We start from the raw sequence: 12,253 nt of genomic DNA, 5'->3' as shown, positions 1-12,253 counted from the left end.
AGAATTATATTTTAAAATGAAAATTGAAAAAACGTTTATAAAAGATTTAGTAATTGTAGAGCCAATAATATTTGGAGATGAAAGAGGTTACTTTTTTGAATCTTACAGTAAAACTAAATTTGAAGATCTAGGCATCAATATTGATTTTGTTCAAGACAATCAATCGTTCTCAAAAAAGGGAACCTTGAGAGGTTTACATTATCAAAATCCTCCATTTGCACAAACTAAATTAATACGTGTTCTAGAAGGTGAAATTATTGATGTTGCAGTAGATTTAAGAAAAGATTCAGAAACATTTGGAAAAGCATTCAGTATCCTATTGTCAGCTGAAAATAGAAAGCAGTTATTAGTACCTCAAGGATTTGCTCATGGATTTTCAGTTCTTAGCGAGACAGCTTCAGTAATGTACAAATGTGATCAATTTTACAATAAAGCTTCAGAAGGAGGAATTAAATTTGATGATCCTTCTTTAAATATTGATTGGGGAATGGATTTAAAGGATGCCATTGTTTCTGAAAAAGATCAAATACTTCCTTTTATAGATAATTGTAATCGTTTATTTTAATGAAAAAGATTCTTGTAACAGGAGCAAACGGACAGTTAGGATCTGAACTTTTTGTTTTATCAACTTCTTATCGAGAATTTGAATGGGTTTTTGCAGATAGAACAAAAGTTACATTAGATAATTTAGAATTACTTAAAAATCAGTTAAACGAAATTAAACCTGATATTGTTTTTAATTGTGGTGCTTATACTGCAGTGGATAAGGCTGAAACTGAAAAAGGACTAGCTTTTACAATAAATCATTTAGCTGTAGAATTAATAGCAAAATATGCGTTTGAAAAAAACATAAAATTAATTCATATTTCAACAGATTATGTGTTTGACGGGTCTTCTTCGTCAGCTTTAAATGAAGAAGCAAAGACTAAATCAATAAATGTATATGGAGAAAGTAAATTAGCAGGAGAATTAGCGTGTTTGAAAGAAAATCCAAATTCAATTATAATTAGAACATCTTGGGTTTACAGCAAATTTGGAAATAATTTTGTAAAAACGATGCAGCGACTAATGCAGGAAAGAGATGAAATTAATGTTGTAAATGATCAGGTAGGTTCGCCAACATATGCTGCAGATTTAGCTCAAGCAATGATTGATATTCTAAGATCTTCAAATTGGGTTCCAGGAATTTACAATTATTCAAATGAAGGGGAAATTAGCTGGTATGAATTTGCGCTCTCTATAAAAGAATTTGGAGAATATAATTGTAAAGTTGGAGGTATTTCATCTTCATCCTATCCTACTCCAGCAAAACGCCCCAAATTTTCGTTATTAGATAAGAAAAAAATAAAAGAAACTTATAATTTACAGATACCTGATTATAAGAAAAGTTTAAAAAAGATGTTTATATAATTAAGATCCTAAAGATCTAATTTAAATTCAAGATTTATGAAGGGAATTATTTTGGCTGGAGGTTCTGGCACACGTTTACATCCTTTAACATTAGCAATGAGCAAACAAATGATGCCTGTTTATGATAAACCAATGATTTATTATCCATTATCAACATTGATGATGTCAGGAATCGATGAAATTCTTATCATATCAACTCCTCATGATTTACCAAATTTCAAAAAGCTATTGGGTGACGGATCAAGTCTAGGATGTAAATTTAGTTATGCAGAACAACCTATACCAAATGGCCTTGCACAGGCTTTTGTAATTGGAGAAGAGTTTATAGGTAACGATGATGTTGCTTTGATTTTAGGAGATAATATATTTTTTGGATCTAATATGCAAGAGTTGTTAAAATCTAACACAAAGCCAAAAGGCGGTGTTGTCTTTGCTTATCATGTTTCTGATCCAGAGCGTTATGGAGTCGTTGAATTTGATGAAAACCTGAATGCAATTTCTATTGAAGAAAAACCTGAAGAGCCAAAATCTAATTTTGCAGTTCCTGGACTTTATTTTTATGATAACTCTGTAGTAGAAATAGCTAAAAATATAAAACCAAGTGCTCGTGGAGAATATGAGATTACTGATGTTAACAAAGTATATTTAAAAAACAATGCTTTGAAAGTAGCCATTTTGAGCAGAGGTACAGCTTGGTTAGATACAGGAACATTTAACAGCCTAATGCAAGCGGGGCAATTTGTACAAGTTCTGGAAGAACGACAAGGTTTAAAAGTTGGCTGCGTTGAAGAAATTGCTTGGAGACAAGGGTTTATTAATGATGAACAATTGGAAAATTTAGCATTGCCTTTAGTTAAATCTGGTTATGGAACATATTTAATAGAATTTTTAAAACAAAAGAAAAAAGGAGCAAAAGTTTAATTTGTGTAAGAAATAAATTTTTAATCCTTTAATTTGTATTTTTGTAAGAAAGACAAAGTTTACAAAATTAAACCAAACCAAATTGGATACAGATAATAAAAACAAAATATCGTCGATATTATATAATTCTTTGTCCCCAAGGAATTTAAGAGCAAATATTAATAATCTTAGTTATTTGCCTCGATGGATTATCGTTGCAATTGATGTAATGGTTCTTATTTTTTCATTTTCTTTTACTTATATGCTTTTCGAAGGAACAGCATTGGGGTATATAATTACTTCACATCAATTTGCTTTTGTTGGGGGATTACTTTTTGTAAATATATTTTTCTTTTGGCTATTTAGAACATATTCAGGAATTATAAGGCACTCATCTTACATAGATGCCATAAAGCTGTTGTTTTCACAAATGTCGGTTTTAGTGTTTTTCTTGTTTTTTAATTTAGTATTCGAATTATATACAGGGCACAAGGCATTTTTAAATACGGCATTATTTATTAATCTTGTGTTATCATTTTGTGGTTTGTTTTTATATCGAGTAATTGTAAAACAGACTTTCGAAATGTATTTTTCTGAAAAAACAAATTCAAAGCTAATCAGAACTGTAATTTATGGAACAGATGCTAATGCAATTTCTGTGGCTAATGCATTAAAATTTGAAACACCATCTAGATTTAAAATTGTTGGTTTTGTAGATAAAAATAATCAAAATGCATCTAAACGTATGTTAGATTTGCCAATTTTGATTTTAAGAAAAAAACTTCCTGCTTTAATGCGTTCAGTTGCTGCTGAAGGAGTTATTATTGCTGATAAAAGTTTAACAAAAGATGAACAATTAATTATCGTTGATCAATGTCTGGAGTTTAACTATAGAGTTTATACAGTTCCTTTGATTTCAGATTGGGAAAATCAAAAAGAGATTTCCCAAAAAGTAAAAAACATACAGATTGAAGATTTATTAGAAAGAAAACCAATTGTGTTAGACAGTAAATCAATTTCTAAACAGTTAAAAGATAAAACAGTTCTTATAACTGGTGCTGCCGGATCAATAGGAAGTGAAATAGTAAGGCAGGTTCTTGGTTTTAATCCTAAAACAATTATTATTCTGGATCATGCTGAAACCCCATTGCACAATTTGTGTTTAGAAACCCTTAGTATGAATTCCTCAGCTAAAATTGTAGCAGTGATTGCTGATGTAAAAAGCAAAAAGGCATTAGAAAAAGTATTTAAAAATTACAACCCACATGTGGTTTATCATGCTGCAGCTTATAAACATGTTCCATTAATGGAAGAAAATCCATCGCAAGCTATTTTAACAAATATAAAAGGGACAAAAAATCTTGCCGATTTATCTTGTAAATATCATGTGAAAAAATTTGTAATGGTATCGACAGATAAAGCTGTTAACCCAAGCAATGTTATGGGAGCTAGTAAGCGAATAGCTGAGAAATATGTACAATCTTTATCTTTAAAAAATCAAAAAGAAAATATTCCAGGAGTAACTAAATTTATTACGACACGTTTCGGAAATGTTTTAGGTTCTAATGGATCTGTAGTACCCTTGTTTACTAAGCAAATTGCTGAAGGAGGACCAGTCACCATAACTCACCAAGATATCATCAGATATTTTATGACTATCCCAGAAGCTTGTCAATTAGTTTTAGAAGCTGGTGCGATGGGTAATGGTGGAGAGATTTACATTTTTGATATGGGTAAACCAGTTCGAATACTTGATTTGGCTAAAAAGATGATAAAACTTGCTGGATTTATACCTGACAAAGAGATTAAAATAAAAATTGTTGGATTAAGACCTGGAGAAAAGTTATATGAAGAATTATTAAATGATACTTCTAAAACATTACCAACGTATCATAATAAAATTATGATTGCTCAGGAAATTCAAGATGAATATGAAGATTTGCATATTGATATTGATGAGCTGATTGGTATTGCAGATTTTTATGAAAATGATGATATTGTTGCAAAAATGAAAAAAATTGTTCCGGAATTCAAAAGCATGAATTCTACTTTTGAGGTTTTAGATAAATAACTTTTTGAATTCTACTTTTAAGATTTATTATATAAAAGAGGTGCTTTTTAAGTACCTCTTTGTATTTTAAATAATTTTTAAAATAGTAAAAAACCTATTAAATAAAAGATAACTAATTAAAAATGAATAATACAAAATTGTCAGATGATTGGCTGTTTGAAATAAAACCCAAGAATAAATTTTTATCACTTAATTTTAAAGAAATTTGGCAATATCGTGATTTACTTCTTTTGTTTGTTAAAAGAGATATTATTACAGTTTATAAACAGACAATTTTAGGTCCTTTGTGGTATTTAATTCAGCCTTTATTTACTTCGGTTACGTTTACTATAATATTTAATAATGTTGCGGGAATTTCTACAGGAGCAGTTCCTCCTTTTCTGTTTAATCTTGCAGGAATAACAGTTTGGAATTATTTTACATCCTGTTTGACAGGAACTTCAGATACATTTAAAACAAATGCTGCGATTTTTGGAAAAGTTTATTTTCCAAGAATTATAACACCACTATCAGTTGTAATTTCTAATCTGATAAAGTTTGGAATTCAATTTTTAATTTTTGTTTTCTTTTACATCTATTTTTACTTTAATGGAGCAGATTTGAATCTAAATATATGGCTCGTTTTTTTTCCATTATTAATTGTTATTATGGGAATTTTGGGACTAGGACTTGGAATGTTAATCTCTTCTTTAGTTACTAAATATCGAGATTTTTCAAATTTAATTGGTTTTGGGATACAGTTATTAATGTATTTATCTGCGGTAATTTATCCCATGGAACTTGTTAGAGAAAAGTTGCCAAAATTTCGATGGCTTGTCGAACTTAACCCTCTCGCTTATGTAATTGAAGCTTCACGTTTTATGCTTTTAAATATTGGAGAGATATCTATTACTGGACTTTTATATATAATTATAGTAACGATGATTGTGTTTTTTGTTGGGCTTTTAATTTTTAATAAAACAGAAAAGAGTTTTATAGATACTGTTTAAATTATTTTTATCATTAATAACCTGTTTAATTTGAAAGATATTATTTTAAAGGCTGAAAATATTTCTAAGCAATATCGTTTAGGACAAGTAGGTACTGGGACACTCAGTCATGATTTAAATCGCTGGTGGCATCAAATACGAGGAAAAGAAAATCCGTATTTAAAAATTGGAGATACAAATGATCGTTCTACAAAAGGCAATTCGGATTATGTTTGGGCATTAAAGGATATAAATTTTGAAGTAGAACGAGGTGAAGTTTTAGGAATTATAGGTAAAAATGGAGCAGGAAAGTCAACTCTTTTAAAAATACTTTCAAAAGTTACAGCACCAACAACAGGAAGTATAAAATCTCGAGGACGTATTGCTTCTCTATTAGAAGTTGGGACTGGATTTAATGGAGAAATGACCGGTCGAGAGAATATTTTTCTTAATGGTGCTATTTTAGGAATGACTAAAAAAGAAATCACCACAAAACTTGATGAAATTATTGAATTTTCTGGTTGTGAACGTTATATAGATACTCCTGTGAAAAGATATAGCTCTGGAATGACAGTTCGTTTGGCATTTGCCGTTGCAGCTTTTCTTGAGCCTGAAATTTTAGTAATTGATGAGGTTCTGGCCGTTGGAGATGCTGAATTTCAGAAAAAAGCAATTGGAAAGATGCAGGATATCTCCAAAGGAGAAGGTAGAACCGTTTTATTTGTGAGTCATAATATGGCAGCTGTTGAAACACTTTGTAGTAGAGTTATCAGTATGAATAATGGAAGTATTTTTGGAAATGGAAATCCAACTAAAGTAATATCGGAATATTTACAAAGCAATTCTTTTTCTGAACGAATCATTAGTTTTGATAATATTGATAAGGCCAAAGGAAATGAAAATATAAAAATTCTTTATGCCGCAATCGAAAATGCATCAACCCAGGATAAAAATGAAGTTATTGATGTCACATCTGCAGTCGACTTTAGAATTAAAATTGTCAATAAAACAAAGAATGAACGAATTTCTATAGGATATGACTTGCTAACCATAAAAGGTGATGTAGTATTTGGTTCAGGAGGTAAATTTGATTGTAAGATTGGGGAACTTACAGATATTAGCTGTCGAATCCCAGCAAATTTTTTGAACGACGACGTATATCAAATTTACTGTTATTTTCATACAAATGAAATGAAAGAACTATTTAGTGATGAAGAGTTATTAACTTTTGAAGTAAAGGATGTTAAGAGGGAATCTGGATATTTAGGAAAAGTCAATGGTTTTATTAGACCTTCGTTGACTTGGAGCTTGAATAATAAAATTTAAAAATGAAAAAAATAGTTATTACTCAATCTAATTATATCCCGTGGAAAGGCTATTTTGATGCTATTGCTTTATCAGATGAATTTGTAATATATGATGATATGCAGTTTACCAAAAGAGATTGGAGAAACAGAAATATTATTAAAACACCTAATGGTAATAAATGGTTGACAATTCCTGTTGAAGTAAAAGGCAAATATTTTCAAAAGATAAATGAAACCAAAATTTCAGATAAAAAATGGAATGTAGATCACTGGAATAGTATTAAGACTAATTATTCTAAATCTAAAAAATTTATAGATTTTAAAGATTTTTTTGAAGAATTATACCTTAATTCCACATCACTTTATTTAACAGAAATAAATTTTAGATTCATTTCTGCTATTTGTGAAATATTAAAAATAGAATCAAATATTAGGTTTTCTTCTGAATTTAGACTGAAAGAAGAACGTTCAGAACGATTAGCAGATATCTGTCTAAATTTAAATGGAACAGATTATTATTCAGGTCCCTCCGCTAAATCTTATATGGATGAAAAGGTTTTTAATGAAGCTGGTATAAAAGTCCATTATTTTGATTACTCAGGTTATCCAGAATATCAGCAGTTACAAGATCCTTTTGAGCATCATGTGTCTGTTTTGGATTTGATTTTTTGTGAGGGAAAAAATGCAGTTGATTTTTTAAAAAAAAGCTAAAAATGCTTAATCAAATATATTTGACAGAAATAATATTTTATCTGATAGTACTAATATAATAATATCTTTTTTACAATTAAAGAAACCGATATTAATATGAAAACATTAGCAATCATTGGTTCAGGAGATTTAGGACGGCAATTAGCATATTATGCTTTATCTGATTTACATTATAGTAGTGTAGTGTTTTTTGATGATTTTTCCGAAGAAAAAATAGTAAACGGTATTCCCATAATTGGAAGAACAGAGGATGTCGAAAAAGCTTTTGAATTGAAACAATTTGATGAATTGCTGATTGGAATTGGATACAAACATTTGGCAGAAAAAAAAAAAATATTCGAAAAATTTCAGATAAAAATCCCTTTTGGCAAAATTATACATTCAACGGCTTTGATAGATTCAACAGCAATAATAGAAAAAGGTACAGTAATTTATCCTGGTTGTATCGTTGATACTAATGCAATAATTAAAGAAAATACAGTTTTAAATATTGGCTGCACAATTGCACACGATGTTATTATTGGTAGCCACTCATTCTTATCACCAAGAATTGCCGTTGCGGGATTTACAATAATCGAAGAACAATGTTTTTTAGGAATAAATTCGACAATAATAGATAATATTAATATTACAGCTAAAACTCAAATAGGAGCTGGATCACTAGTCACAAAATCTATAAATAAAAAAGGTTTATATGTGGGGAGTCCGGTACGATTTATACGATAATGATAAATTTTAATAAGCCATATTTAACAGGTAAAGAAACTCAATATATTGAGGATGCTGTAGCTTCCGGGAAAATATCAGGAAATGGAAAATACACACAATTGTGCCAGCATTTTTTTGAACAAAAGTATGGTTACGGAAAATGTTTGTTGACAACATCTTGTACAGATGCACTAGAAATGGCTGCTATTTTAATAAATATAGAGCCCGGCGACGAAGTTATAATTCCTTCATACACTTTTGTTTCTACTTCAAATGCATTTGTACTAAGAGGAGCAAAGATTATATTCGCTGATTCAAGTGAAGAAAACCCTAATATAGATACTACTAAATTAGAAGCTTTAATAACACCTAAAACCAAAGCTATAGTTCCTGTGCATTATGCAGGTATTGCTTGTGATATGGATACTATAATGGAATTAGCCAATCGATACAATTTATTTGTTATAGAAGATGCTGCCCAGGCGGTAGATAGTTTTTATACAGGGAAAGATGGTGTAAAAAAAGCTTTAGGATCTATAGGACATTTAGCAGCTTTTTCATTTCATGAAACCAAAAATATTATTTCAGGAGAAGGCGGAATGTTAGCCATTAATGATATGCAATTTGCCAATCGAGCTGAAATTATATGGGAAAAAGGAACTAATCGATCTGCTTTTTTCAGAGGAGAAGTAGACAAGTATGGCTGGGTAGATATAGGATCCTCATTTTTACCATCCGAAGTTATTGCAGCTTTCCTTTGGGCGCAAATAGAACAACTAAATAAGATACAGGTAAATAGAAAAGAAATTTGGACACAGTATTATAATGGTTTAAAAGATATCAACAGTAGTTTTAAATTACCGCAAATACCAAATTATGCCACAAATAATGCACATATGTTTTATTTGGTTTTTGAGTCTCTAGAAAAAAGAAATGAATGTATTTCTCGCTTGAAAAATAATCAAATTCATGCTGTTTTTCATTATCTGAGTTTACATAGAAGTTCATATTATGCAGACAAATATAAAGGGGAAGAGTTGTTTTGGAGTAATCATTATTCTGACAGGTTATTACGATTACCATTTTATTATGAGTTGTCAAATGCGGATATTGAATTAATCGTAACTATAATTAAGAATGAGTAAGAAAAAGATATTATTTGTTGTTTCTGATTTTTACCACAATGGTGCACAACGAGAGATGTATGAGTTAGATTGTGCATTAAATAAAAATAAATTTGAAGTAACCCTGTTAAGTCTGACCGGTTTAAATACCAGATTGGATCTGCCTGATTATTTTTACGAAAAACATCTCAGATTAGGCTCTAAAATTCTCTTTTATCAAGATGTTGTGGTACAATTAGAAAATAGACTGGGCACTAAAATATTAAAAAGATTATTGAATAAGATATTAAATAAAAAGATAAAGAAAAAAAACAGCAAAAATCTTACTCTTCTTTTTAATAATTACGACCAAGTAGTGTTCATGGGAGAATATGTATATCAATATTTATCACCAGTTATTTTAAAGGATTATTTTAAAGAAATATTAATTTTTGTTATGTCTTCAAGATTTCAATCTGAAAGTTACAGAGATTTTGAAAAGAATAATCGATATCTATTTATAGGCGGTTTTGATAGTTTAAAACAGATAGAATATGAATTTGAAGGTTTTAGTGATTATAAATATCAAATGTTGTATCTGAGTCTAACCGTTACAAAAGAATATAATAAATGGGGATTTAATGAAAATAATGAAACAAAGAAAGTAGGAATATTTACCCGATTACATAGAGATAAACCTTTAGATCCTTTTTTATACGCTTATCAGGTTTTGTTAAATCAGGGTTTGAATATAGAATTGCACATATTTGGAGTTGGAGATGTTAAATATGCTGGATATGATCGTTACATTAATAATCTTGATTTAAATGGAAAAATTCATTTTAGAGGACATCAGATTGATATGAAAAAAACTATTTTGGAAGAAAAAATAGATATGGTTTGGTTTCAGGGATATAATAACTTACCAGCTGGTTATGCAGGATTAGAAGTTTGTTTGACAGGAACTCCTCAGCTTTTTTGGGATTTTTTTATAGGTGAAAATCAACAAATAAATAGATTAGATGAAAATGTTATTTACCCTCATTATAAAGATTTATTATCATTTGTCGAAGCCAGTAAAAAAGTTTTGTATGATTTTGAAGTGGCTGAATCGCTTTCAAAAAAGCAATTTCAAGATGTTTATGACAATCGTGATATTTTCAAAAATGTCGAAACCATCGAGAAAATATTTTTAGAGGAATAATGTACAATAATAAAAATCCCAAAATAACTGTATTGTTGCCTGTATATAATTGCGAATTATATATTAAAGGAGCAATAGATAGTATTCTAAATCAAACTTTTGATGATTTTGAATTTTTGATTATAGACGATGCCTCTACTGATAAAACAGTTCACTTAATAAAGACATATAGTGATGAAAGAATAAGGCTGATTGAGAAAACAATTAACAAAGGTTTGACAGATAGTTTAAATTTGGGAATACAGCTGGCTCAAGGAAAATATATTGCTAGAATGGATGGTGATGATGTAAGTGTCAAGATACGATTTGAAAAGCAAGTTACTTTTTTAGAGTTAAATCCAGATGTTGTTTTGTGCGGATCAAATTTTACAATCATAGGAACAGAAGATAGAATTATAGTACCTGAAAAGAATGAAGATATTAGGTTGGCATTACTGGAAAGAAATTGTATAGCACATCCTTCTGTAATGATTCGAAAGCAAACCTTAGTAGATTTTTCACTACTCTATGATGAAACAAAAGAGCCGGCAGAAGATTATGATTTATGGGTTAGATTGATGGCTAAAGGAAAACTACATAATTTGCAGCAAGAATTGTTAAGATATAGGATACATAATGCACAAGTTTCTCAAAAAAGAATTGAAGAGCAAAGTAATTTAACATTAGAAACAAGAATTCAAGCTTTAAAATGTTTAGAATCTTCCTTAGATGGCACTGAAATTAATTTGTTAAAAAAGATAATGACAGGAAGCATTTTTTATACTTTCAATGAAATTGAAGTTTTTATTGAATTACGTAGAAAAATGATTTTGGCTAATTCAAAACATTTTTTTGAATTTCAGAATTTTAAAAAATATTTTTTTGATTTCGAGTATAAATTGATGAAGAGATATTTTTTTAAAGCTAAAAGATTTTCACCAACATTGTATATTCAATATTTTAAAATAAAATCAAAACTCGAGGTGAAATTTAGAATTGCTGATGAATTTAAGTTGCTTGTTAAGTCGCTATTTTATTACAAGGTAAAATGAAAAAACAATTAGTTTCAATTATAGTCCCTTCTTATAATCAAGCTCAATATTTAGATGAAGCATTACAGTCAGTTTTAGATCAAGCATATCAGGAATGGGAATGTATTATTGTCAATGATGGCAGTCCAGATAATACTAAAGAAATAGCAGAAAAATGGACCGAAAAAGATTCTAGATTTATTTATTTAGAAAAAATAAACAGTGGTTTAAGTGGCGCTAGAAATTACGGAATCGAACGTGCAAAAGGTGTTTTTATTCTTCCTTTGGATGCAGATGATAGAATATCTTCTGAATACATTAGTTTAGCAATAAAATCTTTTGAAGAGAATAATGATATAAAAGTTGTGTATTGTAAAGCGGAGAAATTTGGAGATGATTTTGGCATTTGGGAATTGCCGGAATTTTCTCGATTACTTTTATGTCAAAGAAATTTGATTTTCTGTTCAGCAATGTTTCGAAAGTTTGATTGGCAAACAGTTGGAGGTTACGACGTAAAGATGATATATGGATGGGAAGATTGGGAGTTTTGGATTGCTATTTTAAAGAATGGCGGTGAAGTAAAATGTTTAGATGAAATTGGTTTCTATTATAGGATTAAAGAGACTTCTATGCTCAAGCAATTAGATGAGGGCAAAATAAATTATTTATATGAATACATAAGTATTAAACATGCCGATTTTTTTGTTAAACAATTAGGCTCTTTTCAAAAATTACTCGAAAATGTAGAAAATGCAAAAAATGAAAACAACCAACTACTAAAAAGTGAAAAATTTGTTATTGATGCTTTTTGTTCTAGATTTTTTGGTTTTTCTCTATTTGGTATTTATAAAAAATAAAAAA

At 29.3% G+C, this 12,253-nt stretch carries 12 protein-coding genes; all 12 read left to right on the top strand.

Features of this window, described 5'->3' with window-relative positions; genetic code table 11:
* The first annotated feature begins 16 nt into the window (after positions 1-16).
* The 12 genes from rfbC (at position 17) to ACTJIW_RS01485 (ending at position 12,249) form a co-directional block, all read left to right on the top strand.
* Positions 17-565, top strand: coding sequence for a dTDP-4-dehydrorhamnose 3,5-epimerase (rfbC, locus tag ACTJIW_RS01540; RefSeq protein ID WP_121360128.1), 549 nt, complete (start codon positions 17-19; stop codon positions 563-565).
* Positions 565-1,410, top strand: coding sequence for a dTDP-4-dehydrorhamnose reductase (gene rfbD / locus ACTJIW_RS01535; RefSeq protein WP_121360129.1), 846 nt, complete (start codon positions 565-567; stop codon positions 1,408-1,410). The genes rfbC and rfbD overlap by 1 nt, the downstream gene beginning before the upstream one ends.
* 36 nt (positions 1,411-1,446) lie before the next feature.
* A complete protein-coding gene (gene rfbA / locus ACTJIW_RS01530; RefSeq protein WP_121360130.1) occupies positions 1,447-2,331 on the top strand; it encodes a glucose-1-phosphate thymidylyltransferase RfbA in 885 nt (294 codons plus the stop codon).
* A gap of 82 nt (positions 2,332-2,413) precedes the next feature.
* The gene (locus tag ACTJIW_RS01525) at positions 2,414-4,381 is read left to right on the top strand and encodes a nucleoside-diphosphate sugar epimerase/dehydratase (protein WP_121360131.1); all 1,968 of its coding nucleotides are present in this window, start codon (positions 2,414-2,416) and stop codon (positions 4,379-4,381) included.
* Between the two features lie 122 nt (positions 4,382-4,503).
* Positions 4,504-5,370 (top strand): ABC transporter permease, encoded by an 867-nt coding sequence (locus ACTJIW_RS01520; RefSeq protein WP_121360132.1) that lies wholly within the window; start codon positions 4,504-4,506, stop codon positions 5,368-5,370.
* Between the two features lie 30 nt (positions 5,371-5,400).
* Positions 5,401-6,675 carry an ABC transporter ATP-binding protein gene (locus ACTJIW_RS01515; protein WP_440715322.1) on the top strand — a complete coding sequence of 425 codons (1,275 nt, stop codon included), beginning with the start codon at positions 5,401-5,403 and terminating at the stop codon, positions 6,673-6,675.
* A 2-nt stretch (positions 6,676-6,677) separates the two neighbouring features.
* Positions 6,678-7,367, top strand: coding sequence for a WbqC family protein (locus ACTJIW_RS01510; RefSeq protein ID WP_121360134.1), 690 nt, complete (start codon positions 6,678-6,680; stop codon positions 7,365-7,367).
* A gap of 96 nt (positions 7,368-7,463) precedes the next feature.
* Positions 7,464-8,093: an acetyltransferase gene (locus ACTJIW_RS01505; protein ID WP_121360135.1), complete on the top strand. Its 630-nt coding sequence runs from the start codon at positions 7,464-7,466 to the stop codon at positions 8,091-8,093.
* A complete protein-coding gene (gene rffA / locus ACTJIW_RS01500; RefSeq protein ID WP_440715323.1) occupies positions 8,093-9,220 on the top strand; it encodes a dTDP-4-amino-4,6-dideoxygalactose transaminase in 1,128 nt (375 codons plus the stop codon). Before ACTJIW_RS01505 ends, rffA begins: the two co-directional genes overlap by 1 nt.
* Complete coding sequence (locus tag ACTJIW_RS01495) at positions 9,213-10,382, top strand: hypothetical protein (protein WP_440715324.1); 1,170 nt, start codon at positions 9,213-9,215, stop codon at positions 10,380-10,382. Before rffA ends, ACTJIW_RS01495 begins: the two co-directional genes overlap by 8 nt.
* On the top strand, positions 10,382-11,413 hold the full coding sequence (locus ACTJIW_RS01490) for a glycosyltransferase family 2 protein (RefSeq protein WP_121360138.1): 1,032 nt from the start codon (positions 10,382-10,384) through the stop codon (positions 11,411-11,413). Before ACTJIW_RS01495 ends, ACTJIW_RS01490 begins: the two co-directional genes overlap by 1 nt.
* A complete protein-coding gene (locus ACTJIW_RS01485) occupies positions 11,410-12,249 on the top strand; it encodes a glycosyltransferase family 2 protein (RefSeq protein WP_440715325.1) in 840 nt (279 codons plus the stop codon). The genes ACTJIW_RS01490 and ACTJIW_RS01485 overlap by 4 nt, the downstream gene beginning before the upstream one ends.
* Positions 12,250-12,253: the final 4 nt, after the last annotated feature.

The sequence above is a fragment of the Flavobacterium sp. 22659 genome (assembly GCF_052044235.1).
GTDB classification, from domain to species: Bacteria; Bacteroidota; Bacteroidia; order Flavobacteriales; family Flavobacteriaceae; genus Flavobacterium; species Flavobacterium johnsoniae.
The sequence above is the reverse complement of the archived record's forward strand: the minus strand, read 5'-3'. Positions and strand labels throughout refer to the sequence as shown.